Raw genomic sequence first — 15,222 nt, forward strand, 5'->3', positions numbered from 1 at the left:
TCTACGGCGCGGTGGTGTCCAGCCGGCGTCGGAGACGGCGGGCCAGGTCGAGCGCCGCGGCCAGCTCCCGCTCGTCCGCGACCCGGGCGGTCTCCTCGGCCCAGGCGAGTCGGCGCGGGCGGATCCCGTCCAGGACGCGACGGCCCTCCTCAGTCAGCGCGACGAGCGGGGCGCGCGCGTCGGACGGATCGGGCGTGCGCGTCACCAGGCCGGCCGCCTCGAGCTGGCCGACCGACTCCGCTGCCGACTGCCGCCGCATCCCGCGCCGCCGTGCGATCTCCGCGACGCTGAGCGGGCCGTGCGCGACAGCGCCGAGCGTCAGCCAGCGGGAGGCCGTCAGACCGTCCTCCGCGACGAGCGCGTCGCCGGCACGGGAGAAGGCGTCGGCGAGCCGGAACACCTCGTCGACGAGCTCCGTGAGCAGCCGGCCCGCGCCCTCCTCGGTCATGCGCGCTCGCTCAGGCAGACCAGGTGGCCGTCCGCGTCCCGGACGACCGCCATCCGCTCCCCCCACGGCTGCCGCTCGGGAGGATCGACCAGCGCTCCCCCGGCCGCGACCCACGCGGCGACCGTGTCGTCCAGCCGGTCGACGGCGAAGCCGATCGCCACCGCCGTGTCGGAAGGCCGCGCCTCCCGCTCGTGCAGCATCACCTCCACCCCGTCGGCGCTCGTCAGCCAGGCGAGGTCGCCGGCTCTGCGCCCGACCTCCAGGCCGAGCGCTCCCCCGTACAGGCTGAGCGCCGCCGGGATGCTGCGGGTGGACACGACGATGCGCTGCAGGGTCACCGGTGCGGTCATCTGCCCATCGTGGATGATTGACAGGCTCCTGTCAATCCTCCGTGGCGCCGGTCGCGAGCCGGTCCACCCGGCGCAGCGAGCGGTCCACGAGGGTGATTACGAGGAACAGCGCGCCGGCGCCCAGCATGAACCAGGCCAGGTCGTGCAGGCCGGAGGTGTCGGCGGTCGTGTGGAAGAACGCGCCGGTCGCCGCCGAGGCGAGCATCGCGCCCACGTACATGAACGTGCGCAGCAGCCCCGACGTCGCACCCATCCGCGCCGGGTCCGCCTGGTGGTAGAGCGTGTTCTGGATGGCGAGGCTCACGAGCCCCTGCGGGACGCCCGTGACGATCGCGATGAGCACCAGGGACCAGATCGCGGCCTCCGGTCCCACGAGCAGGAGCAGCACCGCCATCACGATCTGGCCGGCGGCGCCGACGATGAGCTTCCAGCGGATCTCCGGCTTCCTCCCGAACACCGACGCGACGACGATCCCGATGCCGAAGGTCGGCAGCAGGATGAGCCCCGCCGCCGCCGGGGACAGGCCGCGTCCGCCCTCCAACCACTGCGTGAACCCGTAGAGGTAGCAGTACGAGACGGTCGCGGCAAGCACCCCGCGCGCATAGGTGACCAGCAGCGGGACGTTGCCCGCGAACACGCGCACGTCGATGAACGGGTCCGCGCGGCGCAGCTCCCACAGCGCGAAGGCCGCGCCGAACACCGCTGCCAGCACCAGCAGCCACAGCTGCGCGAGGTGGATGTTCATCAGGAAGAGCAGGAGGCTCACCAGGGTGCCGGCGAACAGCGCGATGCCGAGGTAGTCGAGGCGCCCGCGGGCCGGTCGCGTCGCGTCGAGCGCCGTCGACTTCGGCAGGAACAAGAGGCTGAGCACGAGCGACGCGATGGCCAGCGGGATGTTCACCGCGAACGTCGCCCGCCAGCCGCCCACCTGGATCAGGAGGCCGCCCAGCGTCGGACCGATGACCGCGATGGTCTGGGTGGTCACCGACAGCGCGGTCAGCACGCCCGCCGGGCTCCGCATCCCGGTGCGGGTCGCCTCGCTGCGGATCAGGTACATGGCCGCCGGATAGCCGGCGCAGGTGCCGAAGCCGAGGACGACGCGCGCGATCACCAGCACCGCGATGTTCGGCGCGAAGACGCCGATCACGCCCGCGAGCCCGGTCAGGATGGCGCCGGCGATCGACAGCCGCCGCGGCCCGAACATGTCGACCAGGCGGCCGACGAGCGGCTGCCCGATGGAGGTCGCCAGGTAGAGCGAGGACACCAGCCACGCGCTCTCGGACGCCGGGGCGCCCAGCGCAGTCGCGATCGGGACGAGCGCTACCGCGATGATCGACGAGTTGACCGGGTTGAGGACGGCGCCGATCATCATCGGCGCGAGCAGCCGGCGGTCGAACCGGTCGGCGGGGCCGGGCTTGGCGGCGATGAGGTCGATCACGGACGCACCAGCTTCTCGATCAGGAGCGTCGCCGCGAGCACGGTCTGGCGCTCCTCCTCGGTGAGCCGCTCCTCCATGGCCTCGACGAGCCATTCGCGGCGGGCGTCGAGGTTGCCGCTCTCGGCCTCCCGGCCCGCGTCGGTGAGCGACACGAGCTGACGCCGCCCGTCGGTCGGGTCGGGTGTGCGGATGACGAGGCCGAGCTCCTCGAGCGATGCGATCGTGGTGGCCATCGACTGCGGGCGGACGCCCTCCAGCTCTGCGAGTCGGGAGGCCGTGCTGCCCTCGCCCTTGCCGATGCGCGCCAGCGCGGACGACTGCTGGGCGCTGAGCCCGGCGGGCTCGGTCGCCACCTCGCGCAGGCGGCGGCGGAGCCGGGCGAACGCGACGCGGAGGTCGAGCGCCGCGCGGATGGAGGAGGCGGAGGGATCGGGCATATCGCCAGTCTAGCTGTTCAGTCTCAACTGTGCAGTCAAGACTGTCTAATTGTCATTCACGCGACGCGGCTAAGCTGCCGCCCGTGACCGCTCCCGCCTCGCCTCCGCCCGGCGCCCTCGCGCGGCGACTGAACCTGGGCGACGCCGTGGTGATCGGCCTCGGCTCGATGATCGGCGCCGGGATCTTCGCGTCCTTCGCTCCGGCCGCGGCCGCCGCGGGTGCGGGACTGCTGATCGGCCTGGTGCTGGCCGGGTTCATCGCGTTCTGCAACGCGACCTCCTCCGCGCAGCTGGCGGCGCAGTACCCGACCTCGGGCGGCACCTACGTCTACGGACGCGAACGGCTCGGCGAATGGCCCGGCTTCGTCGCCGGCTGGTCGTTCGTCGTCGGAAAGACCGCGAGCTCGGCGGCCATGGCGATCACTTTCGCCACGTACGCGGTGCCGACGGTGTGGGTGAAGCCGGTCGCCATCCTCGCTGTCATCGTGCTGACCGTCGTCAACACGCTCGGGATCACGCGGACCGCCCTCCTCACCCGCATCCTCGTCGCGGTCGCCCTCCTCGCCCTCACCCTGGCCGTCGTCATCGGCTTCACCCACACCGCGGCGAGCGCCACCACCCCCGGCACGCCCCCGACGGTCTACGGCGTCCTCCAGTCGGCCGGGTTCCTCTTCTTCGCGTTCGCCGGCTACGCCCGGATCGCGACCATGGGCGAGGAGGTCGTGGACCCGGCCCGCACCATCCCGCGCGCTATCACCACCGCACTCACGATCGCACTGGTCGTCTATACGCTCGTCGCCGTCTCCGCCCTCCACGCGCTCGGCCCCGCCGGACTCGCGTCGTCCCCGGCCCCACTCAGCGCGGTCGCCGACGCGACGGGCGCGGACTGGCCCGGCATCGTCATCCGGATCGGCGCCGCCGCGGCCGCCCTCGGCGCGCTCCTGGCGATGATCGCCGGCATCGGCCGCACGAGCCTCGCGATGGCGCGCAACCGCGACCTCCCGGGCTCGTTCGCCGCGGTTCACCCGCGCTTCCACGTCCCCTACCGCGCCGAACTCGCCCTCGGCCTCGTGGTCTGCGTCCTGGTGGCGGTCACCGACCTCCGCGGCGCGATCGGCTTCTCGTCGTTCGGCGTGCTCCTCTATTACTTCGTCGCGAACCTGTCGGCATGGACGCAGGACCGGTCGCGGCGGCGCTACCCGCGGGCGCTGGCCGTCGTGGGCGCAGTGGGGTGCCTGGTGCTGGTGGTGACGCTGCCGGTGGGGGCGATCGTCGCGGGGATCGTGGTGCTCGCGGTGGGGGTGGGGTATCGGGTGGTGCGGTTGCGGGTCGCCCGCTGAGACGCGCTATTTACATCGGGTGGCGATTGTAGGAACCTCGCAGGTAGCATTCGAATGAGGTTCACTCATGTCTATCCTGCATCGGGCGCGGCCTGTCGCCCTCCTCGCGCTCGCTGCCCTCGCCGGGCTCTCCCTCACCCCCGTCGCGGCCGCCTCCGCCGCCACCACGCTCGCCACCGATGTGGTGGTCAGCGGACACCAGACGAGCGCCTCCTCGACCGTGGTCTCACCCGCGTTCAGCTCGGCGCAGGGCGGGGAGCTCCTCCTCGCTTTCGTCACCGCGGACGGACCGGCCATCGCAGGGAGCGAGACGTTCTCCGCGGTCACCGGCGCCGGGCTCACCTGGCAACTCCGCAAACGGGCGAACGCCCAATACGGGACGGCGGAGATCTGGCAGGCCGTCTCGAACGGCGTAATCAGCAATGCGACCGTCTCGGCCACCCACACAGGCACGGGTCTCGCGGCGATCACGGTGGTCAGCTTCACCGGGGCCGATACCGCTGCCGCAGGCGCCGTCGCGGGGGCGAGCGCTGCGACAGGCGCGCCGTCCGCGACGCTCACGACCACCCGGACGGGGTCCTGGCTGTGGGGGTCGGTGACGATTGGGACACCGCGACGGCACGCACGGTCGGGTCGGGCCAGACGAAGGTGGACGAAGACCTGGCGACATCCGGAGACACGTTCTGGACCCAGCGCCAGACCGCGGTGAGCACCGCCGCACCGGCGACCGTCGCCATCAACGACACCGCGCCCACGAGCGACCGCTGGAACCTCGCCGCCATAGAAGTACTCCCCGCGAACGGGCAGGACACGGTTCCGCCGAGCGTCAGCATGACCGGTCCGGCCGGCGGCAGCACCGTCGCCGGCACTGTCGCGGTGTCGGCGACCGCCACGGACGACGTCGGGGTCGCCTCGGTGCAATTCCTGCTCGACGGCGCTCCGCTTTCGTCCGCTGTCACCAGCTCGCCATACACGATCCAGTGGGACAGCACCTCGGTCGCCAACGGAAGCCACAGCCTGTCCGCGATCGCCCGAGACGGCGCCGGCAACCAGGCGACCGCACCGCCCATCGCGGTCACCGTCGCCAACACCACGAACGATCCGTCCGTCGTCGGGTCCTGGGGGCCGGTCGTCCCGTGGCCGGAGGTCTCGATCCACGCGGCGCTCACAGACACCGGCAAGGTCCTCACCTGGCAGGGCGACTTCTCCCAGAACGGCCAGCAATACCTCCTCGACCCGGTCAGCGGCACCTACATCCAGGTTCCGAACGGCGCGGTCGACCTGTTCTGTGCGGGCCAGGCCGTTCTCGCGGACGGGCGCATCGCCGTGATCGGCGGCACCGCGACGAGCGGCGGCCTCGGGATCACAGCCGTGAACGCCTTCGATCCGGCCACCCAGACCTGGCAGCCCCTGAAATCCATGAACCACCCGCGGTGGTACCCAACGGGCACGACACTCGCCGACGGCCGCGTCCTCGTCACCTCGGGATCGAACACCAGCTCGACCGACATCGTCAAGATCCCGGAGGTCTACAACCCGCCCACGAACACCTGGACCGACCTCACCGCCGCGAGCAACGACATCCCGTACTACCCCTTCATGTACCAGTTGCCGGACGGCCGGGTGCTCCAGGCCGGCGCGTCGGAGCAGGCGACGTCCACCCAGACCCTCGACGTCGCGAAACAGCAGTGGACCACGATCGACAGTCAGGTGCTGGACGGCGCGTCCATCACCAATTACGCGCCAGGCAAATTCCTCAAAGCGGGCACCGCGTCCGACGGCGGCTTCACCGGTATCTCGGCGAACACCGCATACACCCTCGACATGAATCAGCCGAACCCGGCCTGGCGGCCGACCGCGCCGATGGCCTATCCGCGCAGCTTCGTCGACCTCACCAATCTCCCCGACGGCACGGTGCTCGCCACGGGCGGCGGAACCGACAAGTCCGGACAGGACCTGTCTAAGGCCGTGAAGCCCGCCGAGATCTGGAACCCGGCGACCGGGACCTGGACGACCGTGGCCGCCCTGACCGCGCCGCGGCTGTACCACTCCGTCGCGATCCTCCTGCCCGATGGCCGCGTGTTCGTCTCCGGCGGAGGCGGCGACACCGGCGTGGCCGACCAGCTGAGCTATCAGATCTACTCGCCTCCGTACCTGTTCAAGGGCGCACGGCCGACCATCACCTCCGCCCCCTCGACCGTCCAGTACGGCGCGAGCGCCTTCGTCCAGACGCCGGACGCGGCCAACATCGCGTCGGTCTCCCTGATCCGGACCGGCTCGGACACGCACGCGTTCGACCAGAACACGCGCGGGATGCAGCTGTCCTTCAGCCAAGCCGCCGGAGGGCTGAACGTGCAGCTCCCGCCCAACGGCGACTGGGCGCCGCCCGGCCACTACATGCTCATGATCGTGAACGCACAGGGCGTGCCGTCCACGGCCGCGATGGTGCGATTCCCCGCCCCGTACGAAGACACCGCCCCGCCGACGGCCCCCACCGCGCCGTCCGCCACTGGAGCGGTCGGAAGCGTCGCGCTCGGCTGGACCGCCTCCACCGACAATGTGGGGGTGACGGGCTATGACATCTATCGCTCCGGAACCTCCGGCTTCACCCCGAGCACGGCGAACCTGATCAAGCAGGTCGGCGGCAGCACGACCTCGTACACGGATGCGGGACTCGCGGCCGGCGCGTACTACTACCGGATCGAAGCGCGGGACGCGGCCGGAAACGTGAGCCCGCCGTCGAACGAAGTCACGGGCACGGCCCTCGCGGACACGACGCCGCCCTCGGCCCCCGGCTCCCTCGTCGCCACCGCCGGCGCGGGCGGCATCGCGATCAGCTGGAGCGCGAGCAGCGATGACGTCGGGGTTACCGGCTACACCATCATCCGAAACGGATCACCGCTCACCACGACCACCGGAACGGCCTACACCGACGCCGCGGTCGTGGGCGGCACCTCCTACACCTACACGGTGACCGCGCGAGATGCGGCGGGGAACGTCAGCGCCGCGTCCAACAGCGCCACAGCCACGGCCGTTTCCGGGCCCCGGACGATAACCGTCGACAAGCTCGTGACGAAACACCAGGGCACGGCAGCCTCGATGGTCGCTGTGGGCGGACTCACGACCACGGGCACGAACGAGCTCCTCCTTGCGTTCGTCAGCTCCGACGGGTCGAGTGCCTCCCAGATCGCCTCGGTGACCGGTGGCGGCCTCACCTGGACGCTGCGGCAGCGCTCCAACGGCCAACCGGGCACAGCGGAGATCTGGCAGGCCGTGGCGCCGGTCCCCCTCTCGAACGTGACCGTCACGGCCACTCAGAAGTCCGGATCGTGGCAGTCGTCGCTGACGGTCGCCGGATTCCTCGGCGCCGACACCGCCACCGGAGCGGTCGCAGCGGCGAACGCCTTCAGCGGGGCACCGACCGCGACGCTCACCACGACGCGCGCCGGCTCCTGGGTCTGGGGCGCCGGGACCGACTGGAGCACAGCCCACGCGCGGACCGTCGGGGCCGGTCAAACGCTCGTCGACCAGTACCTCTCCCCGTCCGGAGACGCTTACTGGCTGCAGCGGACGAACACGCCGACCGCGACCACGGGGACGGCGGTCACCATCAATGACACGGCGCCCACCACGGATATGTGGGACCTGGCGCTGGTCGAGATCCTTCCGGCACCGTGAGGGTGCCTGCACCTCGGCCCGGAACGGAAAAGGCCGGATCGACGTCACCCGTCGATCCGGCCTCTCGTTCGTGCGCGAGGGGGGACTTGAACCCCCACGCCCTTTCGAGCACTGGCACCTGAAGCCAGCGCGTCTGCCAATTCCGCCACTCGCGCGAACCCAGGAAGACTAACACGTCAGCGAGCCCCATCACGAATCCTGGCATGCCCCCTGAGGAGGATCTTCACCTGTGAGCACGCCGGGCGGGGGTGTCTTCCAGGGCGTTCCGACTAACATGCATGTAGCTGGCCAAGCCGGGAGCGGGAGACTAGTGGGCATTCTGGACAACTTCGAGCGGGGGCTCGAGCGCGCCGTCAATGGCGCGTTCGCCAAGACCTTCCGTTCCGGGCTGCAGCCTGTCGAGCTCACCAGCGCCATCCGCAAGGAGATGGACACCAAGGCCGCCGTCGTCGCGCGGGACCGGGTGCTCGCGCCCAACCGCTTCGTCCTGAGGATGTCTCCCGCCGACTACAAGCGCATGAGCTCCATGGGCGCCGCGCTCACCGACGAGCTCGTGTCGTTCGCCCAGAAGCACGCCACCAGCCAGCACTACGCGTTCGCCGGCGGGCTCTCCATCGACCTCCGTGAGGACCCCGACATCACCGTCGGGATGCTCCAGATCGACTCCGAGAACGTCAAGGGCGACGTCGCCTGGACGCCGGTGCTCGACATCGACGGCCGGCACTACCCGCTCACCGGGGGCCGCACCGTCGTCGGCCGCGGCCAGGACGCCGACATCACCGTCGACGACACGGGCATCTCCCGCCGCCACGTCATGATCACCTGGGACGGCCACCGCGCCCAGGTCGAAGACCTCGGCTCCACCAACGGATCGAAGCTGAACGGGCAGCCGGTGAAGAAGGCGATCCTCGAACCCGACTCCGTCGTCAGCATCGGCCGCACCCGCATCGTCTTCCGGGTTCTCCCGCAGGCGGCGCCCTCCCCCGGCTCCGCGCAGGGCGACAACTTCTGGAGCACCTCGTGAACCCGAGCGAGCTCACCCTCCTGGTGCTGCGGTTCGGCTTCCTGCTGCTGCTGTGGCTGTTCGTGTTCGGCATCGTCTACGCGCTGCGGACCGACCTGTTCGGGCAGCGCGTGCGCAAGCTCCCCGAGAACCAGGCGGCCGCCTCGCCCTTCCCGACGCCCGCCGCAGCCCCCGCGCCGGCCCCGGCTCCCGTCGGCGCCCCAAGACCGGCCGGCCCGACCGAGCCGGTCATGAAGCACGCGCCGGTCTCCAGCCTCCCGGCCGGAGCGAACACGGCCGTCGGCGGCACGAACGCCAGCGTCCAGACCGCGCACCGCCTCGTCCTCACCTCCGGCCCGCGTGCCGGCACCGAGCTCGCGCTCGGACGCGACCCGATCACCATCGGGCGGTCCAGCGAGTCCGGGCTGGTCATCCGCGACGACTACACCTCCACCCACCACGCCCGCCTGCTCCTGTGGAACGACGAGTGGATGATCCAGGACCTGGACTCCACCAACGGCACGTTCCTCGACGGCCGGCGCGTCACCGTCCCGACCCAGGTCCCGCTCGACACCCCGATCAAGATCGGGACGACCACGTTCGAGCTGCGACGGTAACCCGTGGCAGGCAATCGGGCAGCGGCCGTCTCCCACGTCGGGAAGATCCGCTCGAACAACCAGGACTCCGGCTACGCGGGTCATGAGCTGTTCGTGGTCGCCGACGGCATGGGCGGCCACGCCGGCGGCGACGTCGCCAGCGCGATCGCGGTCAACCGCATCAAGGAGGCCGACGGCGAGTACGAGACGGCGTCGGAGGCGGAGTTCGCCCTCCAGTCCGCGCTGATCGCCGCCAACTCGCTGCTCGCCGAGACCGTGTTCGAGCATCCCGAGCTCACCGGGATGGGCACCACCGTCAGCGCGCTGATGCGCGTCGGCGACGAGATGGCCATCGCGCACATCGGCGACTCCCGCGTCTATCTCTTCCGCGACGGCGAGCTCAGCCAGGTCTCGGTCGACCATACCTTCGTGCAGCGCCTGGTCGACAGCGGCCGGATCACGGAGGAGGAGGCGATGGTGCACCCGCGCCGCTCCGTGCTGATGCGCGTGCTGGGCGACGTGGACGCCTCCCCCGAGATCGACACCCTCATCCTCGCGACGCGGCCGGGCGACCGCTGGCTGATCTGCTCGGACGGGCTCAGCGGCGTCGTGAAGCACGACGACCTCCTCGCGGCCCTCGCCACGCGCGACGCGCCCAAGCAGGTCGCGGAGAAGCTGCTCAAGCAGAGCCTCGACGCCGGCGCGCCCGACAACGTCACCGTGGTGATCCTCGACATCGCGGATGTCGCCCGCGGCGACGTCGTGAAGGAGCCGGTCACCGTCGGCTCGGCCGCGGCGCCCCTCCAGTTCGGCGAGCCCAAGCCCGCGACCCGCGCCGCGCGCCTCCCCACCCTCCGCCTGCACCCGGTCCGGCCGGCGACCGGCCCGACGCACTTCGAGCCGCAGTCCGACGACTACCTGGACGAGCTGATCGAGGAGGACGAGCGCCGGGCTCGCCGCCGCCGGCTGACCTGGATGATCGGGCTGGCGGCGCTCGTCGTCGCGATCGTGCTCGCCGTGCTCTTCGGCTATCAGTGGACCCAGTCCCGCTTCTTCGTCGGCGCGTCGCCGGCCGGCAAGGTCGCGATCTACCAGGGCGTGCAGCAGAACCTCGGGCCGATCGTGCTCTCGCACGTCTACGAGGAGTCCGACGTCACCGTGAAGAGCCTCCCGCAGTACGACAAGCAGCTCGTGCAGCAGACCATCAACGCAGACGACCTGGCAGCCGCCCGGGCGATAGTGGACCAGTTGACCGATGCCGCAAAACAGTAGCGTGAGCGAACGGAAGCAGGCCAGGCCGGCCACCGGCCCGGTCAAACGGCTGCGCCTGCCCGCCAAACAGCGCAACCTCGAGCTGTTCCTGCTGATCATCGCGTGCGGCATCAATGCGGCGGCGGTCGTCCTCGTCCAGCTCGGCGCGCTCGGCCACCTCGACCTGACGCTCGTCTACCTCGGCGCCGGCCTCTCCGCACTGGTGCTCGGGATGCACATCGCCCTGCGCATCGTCGCGCCGCAGGCCGATCCCTTCCTGCTCCCGATCGCCACCGTCCTCACCGGGATCGGGATCGCGGAGATCTACCGAATCGACATCCACTTCAAGGACTCCGGCTGGAACAGCGCCGGCGTCAAGCAGATCGCCTGGGCCGCCATCGCGATCGCGTGCGCCATCGCCGTCATCGTCGTCATCCGCAACCACCGCGTCCTGCAGCGCTACACCTACATCTTCGGCCTCGCCGCGCTCGTGCTGCTGCTGCTGCCGATGCTGCCCGGCATCGGCAAGGAGATCTACGGCGCCCGGGTGTGGATCGGCATCGGCCCGTTCAGCTTCCAGCCGGGCGAGCTCGCCAAGCTCTGCCTCGCCATCTTCTTCGCCGGCTACCTGGTGCAGGCGCGGGACTCCCTGTCGATGGTGGGCAAGAAGTTCCTCGGCATCCGCTTCCCGCGCGCCCGCGACCTCGGCCCGCTGCTCATCGTCTGGCTGATGTCGATGGCGGTCATCGTCTTCCAGCGCGACCTCGGCACCGGCCTGCTGATCTTCGGCCTGTTCCTCGTGATGGTCTACGTCGCCACCGCCCGGATCAGCTGGGTCATCCTCGGCCTGCTGCTGATCGTCGGCGGCGCCGTCGTCGCGAGCCAGCTGCTCCCGTACGTGCACGACCGCTTCGCGAACTGGCTCGACCCGTTCTCCCAGAAGGTCTACGACGCGCAGGGCGGCAGCTTCCAGCTCGTCCAGGGCCTGTTCGGCCTGGCGCACGGCGGGCTGATCGGGACCGGGCTCGGACAGGGCCAGCCGTGGGTCACCCCGGTGTCGCAGAGCGACTACATCATCGCGAGCCTCGGCGAGGAGCTCGGCCTGGCCGGTCTGTTCGCGATCTTCGCCCTGTACCTGATCTTCGTCGCCCGCGGCCTTCGGATCGGCTTCGCCGGGCAGGACGACTTCGGCAAGCTGCTCGCGGTGGGGCTGTCCTTCACGGTCGGCCTCCAGTGCTTCATCGTCATCGGCGGCGTGACGCGGGTGATCCCGCTCACCGGTCTGACGACGCCGTTCCTCGCGGCGGGAGGCTCCTCCCTGGTGGCGAACTGGATCATCGTGGCGCTGCTGCTGCGACTGTCCGACACCGTCCGCAACCAACCCCGTCTGGTGGTGAGCTGAACGATGAATCGCGAGATCAAGCGGGTCAGCACGATCGTGCTGGTGATGTTCCTGGCGCTCCTGGTGTCCACGTCGATCCTGCAGGCGTTCCAGGCGGACAGCCTGGCCGCCGACGCGCGGAATACCCGTGCGAGGAATGACAGCTACGCGGCCCAGCGCGGCGCGATCCTCGTGGCGGGTCAGCCGATCGCGCAGTCCGTGCCGTCGAACGACGTGTACAAGTGGCAGCGCCAGTACAGCAACGGTCCCCTGTACTCGGCCGTGACAGGCTTCTACCCGGTCAACGGGCAGGCGACCGGCCTGGAGGGCGCCCTCGACGACCGGCTGTCCGGCACCTCCAACTCGGCGTTCTTCGAGCGGATCAACTCGATCCTCACCGGCAAGAACCCGCAGGGCGCGTCGGTCGAGACCACGATCGACCCCAAGGCGCAGCAGGCTGCGTGGGACGCGCTCGGCGACTATCAGGGCGCGGTCGTGCTGCTCGAGCCGAAGACCGGCAAGATCCTCGCGATGGTGTCGAAGCCCACCTACGACCCGAACGTGCTCGCCTCCCACGACACGGCGGCCGTCAACACCGCGTACCAGCAGCTCCTCGACGCCTCGGGCAGCCCGCTCACCAACCGCACCATCGGCGGCAATCTCAACCCTCCCGGCTCGACGTTCAAGCCGGTGATGAGCGCGGCCGCCTTCGGCACGGGCCAGTACACCAAGGACAGCCAGCTGCCGAACCTGGCCTCGCTGCCGCTCCCCGGCTCCCCGACGGTGGTCAAGAACGACTCGTTGACCACCTGCGGGCCCGGCGACACGGTGTCGATCGCGACAGCGCAGATCCTCTCCTGCAACATCCCGTTCGCCGAGCTCGGGATGCAGCTCAAGCCGCAGGTGATCAAGGACCAGGCCGACAAGTTCGGCTTCAACCAGTCGCTGAGCATCCCGATCCCGGTCGAGAAGAGCGTCTACCCGCTCTACACCGACGACGCGGAGCGCGCGCTGGGCTCGTTCGGGCAGAAGGACGACCGTGCGACACCGATGCAGATGGCGATGGTGTCGGCCGCGGTCGCGAACGGCGGCAAGCTGATGACTCCGAACCTCGTCGACTCGATCCGGTCGTCGGATCTGCAGCCGATCGAGACGTTCCAGCCCCAGCAGTTCTCGCAGCCGATGAGCCAGCAGAACGCCGACACCATCAAGCAGATGATGGTCGACGGCGTCGATCACGGCGTTGCGAGCAATGCAAGAATAGACGGGGTCGAGGTCGGCGGTAAGACGGGGACGGCGCAGAACGGGGCGACCGACCCGTACACCCTGTGGTTCACAGGATTCGCGCCGGCGAACGACCCTCAGTTCGCTGTAGCGGTAGTCGTTGAAAATGGCGGTGGACGCGGTCAGAGCGGCACGGGTAACTCCATCGCCGCGCCGATCGCGAGAAAAGTACTAGAGGCGGTGCTGAATAAATGAGACCCACAGCAGGGCTCACCTTCGGAGGACGTTACGAGCTGCAGTCGCGGATCGCGATCGGCGGCATGGGCGAGGTCTGGCAGGCGACCGATCTGGTCATCGGCCGTACTGTCGCGATCAAGATCCTCAAGGACGAGTACCTCGGCGACCCCGGCTTCCTCGAGCGCTTCCGCGCGGAGGCCAGGCACGCCGCACTCGTCAACCACGAAGGCATCGCGAACGTCTACGACTACGGCGAGGAGGAGGGCAGCGCCTTCCTGGTGATGGAGCTGGTGCCCGGTGAGGCGCTCTCCACCATCCTCGAGCGCGAGCACGTCCTCAGCACCGACCGCACCCTCGACATCGTCGCGCAGACCGCCGCCGCCCTGCACGCCGCGCACGCCGCCGGGCTGGTCCACCGCGACATCAAGCCGGGCAACCTCCTGATCACGCCGGACGGCCGGGTCAAGATCACCGACTTCGGCATCGCCCGCATCGCCGACCAGGTCCCGCTCACCGCCACGGGCCAGGTCATGGGAACGGTGCAGTACCTCTCGCCCGAGCAGGCCTCCGGTCACCCGGCCTCGCCGACGACCGACATCTACTCGCTCGGCATCGTCGCCTACGAGTGCCTCGCGGGCCGCCGGCCGTTCACCGGCGAGTCGCAGGTGGCCATCGCCATGGCGCAGATCAACGAGGCGCCGCCGGAGCTGCCGGCCACGGTCGCCGAGCCGGTCCGCAACCTGGTCTTCGCCTGCATCGCCAAGAACCCGGCCGACCGCCCCGCCTCGGCGGCGCACCTGGCGCGGGCGGCGCAGGCCCTGCGCCGTGGCGACATCCGCGCCGCGGCCGCGTCCGTCCCCGCCGTGCTCGGCGCCGCGGCCGCCACCGACGCCGCGACCGTGCTGATGACCTCCCCCAACGCCGCGCCGACGCAGGCCACGACGGTGCTTCCCGCCGCCGCGGCCGGAGCCGTGGTCGAAGAGGAGGAGACCGAGGAGCCGGTCGAGGAGAAGAAGCGCAGCCCGTGGACGTGGCCGCTGATCGCCCTGATCGCCCTGCTGGCCCTGGTGCTCATCGGGACGATCATCGCGCTGCTGGCGCAGCCCAAGACGCCGTCGCCGACCACCACGACCACGGCAGCCCACACGTCGCCGCCCCCGACGACGCCGAGCCCGACCCCGACGGAGACCAGCTCGACGGTGCAGATCAGCGAGGGCGACTACCTCGGGCTCACCGGAGACCAGGCGCGCCAGAAGCTCCAGGGCGTCGGCATGGTCGCGGACGTGCAGACGGGGTCCGCCGCGAGCTCCGCCGGCCAGGTCAACACCGTCTACTCGGTCAACCCGACCGGTCCCGTCCAGAAGGGCTCGACGATCACCGTCAAGGTCTACGGTCCCGTGACCCCGATCCCGACCCCGAGCGACACCGTCACCGCCAACCCGCCGTCGGGTCAGGGGGCGGCGAACTCGCAGATCACGGTCTCCTTCGGCTCGGCGACCTGCCCGGCGGGCCAGAACCTCACCGGCCGCCGGCTGTTCGTCAACGGGCAGCCGCAGGCGCCGGTCAACGACACCAAGTTCACCTGGTCGCCGACCTCCGCGGGCAACTACACCCTGAGCTACTCGATCTTCTGCAACCAGGGCGAGTCGGTGGAGTCCGCCCAGTCGCCCACCACGCCGTACACGGTCGTGCCCGCCGGCGGCTCGACCTCCATCCCGACACCGTGAACGGAGCCGCCCCGCGCTGACGCGACCGGTCCTCCCCCACCCGGGGGAGACATCCAGAGTCGGCCCGCTACACTGTCCGGAGCCACCAGCCCTACCCGAAAAGGAGCCCGCC

Annotated in this window: 13 protein-coding genes and 1 tRNA gene; 9 read left to right on the forward strand and 5 right to left on the reverse strand. The window is 70.4% G+C overall.

Going from position 1 to position 15,222, the window contains the following annotated elements; all coding sequences use genetic code 11:
• Position 1: 1 nt before the first annotated feature.
• From F1C12_RS14390 to F1C12_RS14405, 4 genes are read right to left on the reverse strand one after another with little or no spacing between them, the layout of a single operon-like run.
• On the reverse strand, positions 2 to 448 hold the full coding sequence (locus F1C12_RS14390) for a MarR family winged helix-turn-helix transcriptional regulator (RefSeq protein ID WP_185275616.1): 447 nt from the start codon (positions 446 to 448) through the stop codon (positions 2 to 4).
• The gene (locus F1C12_RS14395) at positions 445 to 798 is read right to left on the reverse strand and encodes a VOC family protein (RefSeq protein WP_185275617.1); all 354 of its coding nucleotides are present in this window, start codon (positions 796 to 798) and stop codon (positions 445 to 447) included. The genes F1C12_RS14390 and F1C12_RS14395 overlap by 4 nt, the downstream gene beginning before the upstream one ends.
• 31 nt (positions 799 to 829) lie before the next feature.
• Positions 830 to 2,236, reverse strand: coding sequence for an MFS transporter (locus F1C12_RS14400; RefSeq protein WP_219732619.1), 1,407 nt, complete (start codon positions 2,234 to 2,236; stop codon positions 830 to 832).
• Positions 2,233 to 2,673 (reverse strand): MarR family winged helix-turn-helix transcriptional regulator, encoded by a 441-nt coding sequence (locus F1C12_RS14405; RefSeq protein ID WP_185275619.1) that lies wholly within the window; start codon positions 2,671 to 2,673, stop codon positions 2,233 to 2,235. The genes F1C12_RS14400 and F1C12_RS14405 overlap by 4 nt, the downstream gene beginning before the upstream one ends.
• An 83-nt stretch (positions 2,674 to 2,756) precedes the next feature.
• Between F1C12_RS14405 and F1C12_RS14410 the strand changes: the two genes are divergently transcribed.
• From F1C12_RS14410 to F1C12_RS14415, 3 genes are all read left to right on the forward strand, one after another.
• Complete coding sequence (locus tag F1C12_RS14410) at positions 2,757 to 4,013, forward strand: APC family permease (RefSeq protein ID WP_185275620.1); 1,257 nt, start codon at positions 2,757 to 2,759, stop codon at positions 4,011 to 4,013.
• A 67-nt stretch (positions 4,014 to 4,080) separates the two neighbouring features.
• A complete protein-coding gene (locus tag F1C12_RS22735; protein ID WP_258045916.1) occupies positions 4,081 to 4,722 on the forward strand; it encodes a hypothetical protein in 642 nt (213 codons plus the stop codon).
• Positions 4,723 to 4,844: 122 nt separating this feature from the next.
• Positions 4,845 to 7,691: a galactose oxidase-like domain-containing protein gene (locus F1C12_RS14415; protein WP_258046262.1), complete on the forward strand. Its 2,847-nt coding sequence runs from the start codon at positions 4,845 to 4,847 to the stop codon at positions 7,689 to 7,691.
• 71 nt (positions 7,692 to 7,762) lie between these two features.
• On the opposite strand, the gene F1C12_RS14420 is transcribed toward F1C12_RS14415, so the two are convergent.
• Positions 7,763 to 7,846, reverse strand: a tRNA-Leu gene (locus tag F1C12_RS14420).
• Between the two features lie 155 nt (positions 7,847 to 8,001).
• Between F1C12_RS14420 and F1C12_RS14425 the strand changes: the two genes are divergently transcribed.
• The 6 genes from F1C12_RS14425 to F1C12_RS14450 are packed head-to-tail and all read left to right on the forward strand — an operon-like array spanning position 8,002 to position 15,110.
• Positions 8,002 to 8,715, forward strand: a complete 714-nt coding sequence (locus F1C12_RS14425; RefSeq protein WP_185275622.1) for an FhaA domain-containing protein — start codon at positions 8,002 to 8,004, stop codon at positions 8,713 to 8,715.
• Positions 8,712 to 9,311, forward strand: a complete 600-nt coding sequence (locus F1C12_RS14430) for an FHA domain-containing protein FhaB/FipA (RefSeq protein WP_185275623.1) — start codon at positions 8,712 to 8,714, stop codon at positions 9,309 to 9,311. Before F1C12_RS14425 ends, F1C12_RS14430 begins: the two co-directional genes overlap by 4 nt.
• 3 nt (positions 9,312 to 9,314) lie before the next feature.
• Positions 9,315 to 10,562, forward strand: a complete 1,248-nt coding sequence (locus F1C12_RS14435; RefSeq protein ID WP_185275624.1) for a PP2C family protein-serine/threonine phosphatase — start codon at positions 9,315 to 9,317, stop codon at positions 10,560 to 10,562.
• Entirely contained in the window at positions 10,546 to 11,943 is a 1,398-nt protein-coding gene (locus F1C12_RS14440) for an FtsW/RodA/SpoVE family cell cycle protein (RefSeq protein ID WP_185275625.1), read from the forward strand. Before F1C12_RS14435 ends, F1C12_RS14440 begins: the two co-directional genes overlap by 17 nt.
• A gap of 3 nt (positions 11,944 to 11,946) precedes the next feature.
• Positions 11,947 to 13,401 carry a peptidoglycan D,D-transpeptidase FtsI family protein gene (locus F1C12_RS14445; RefSeq protein ID WP_185275626.1) on the forward strand — a complete coding sequence of 485 codons (1,455 nt, stop codon included), beginning with the start codon at positions 11,947 to 11,949 and terminating at the stop codon, positions 13,399 to 13,401.
• Positions 13,398 to 15,110, forward strand: coding sequence for a serine/threonine protein kinase (locus tag F1C12_RS14450; RefSeq protein ID WP_185275627.1), 1,713 nt, complete (start codon positions 13,398 to 13,400; stop codon positions 15,108 to 15,110). Before F1C12_RS14445 ends, F1C12_RS14450 begins: the two co-directional genes overlap by 4 nt.
• The last annotated feature ends 112 nt before the right edge of the window (positions 15,111 to 15,222 follow it).

Source organism: Leifsonia shinshuensis (assembly GCF_014217625.1).
Taxonomy (GTDB): Bacteria; Actinomycetota; Actinomycetes; order Actinomycetales; family Microbacteriaceae; genus Leifsonia; species Leifsonia shinshuensis_A.